Genomic DNA, 312 nt, shown 5'->3' with positions numbered 1-312 from the left:
GTTCTACGCGGGACTACAGGGGTATCTAATCCCGTTCGCTACCCACGCCTTCGCGCCTCAGCGTCAATATCGGTCCAGAGAGATGCCTTCGCCATCGGTGTTCCTCCTGATATCTACGAATTTCACCTCTACACCAGGAATTCCTCTCTCCTCTCCCGTATTCAAGTCTTGCTGTTTCAAGTGCACTTCCGGGGTTGAGCCCCGAGCTTTCACACCTGACGGACAAGACCGCCTGCGCGCCCTTTACGCCCAATAATTCCGAATAACGCTTGCGCCCCCCGTGTTACCGCGGCTGCTGGCACTCCATTCATC

Annotated in this window: 1 rRNA gene; it reads right to left on the bottom strand. The window is 56.1% G+C overall.

Features of this window, described 5'->3' with window-relative positions:
* Window positions 1–312 (bottom strand): 16S ribosomal RNA (locus Ga0451573_RS19080); the annotation flags it as partial.

The sequence above is a fragment of the Phosphitispora fastidiosa genome (genome assembly GCF_019008365.1).
GTDB classification, from domain to species: Bacteria; Bacillota; Thermincolia; order Thermincolales; family UBA2595; genus Phosphitispora; species Phosphitispora fastidiosa.
Note: the sequence above shows the minus strand (reverse complement) of the source record. Positions and strands in the feature narration are given on the sequence as shown.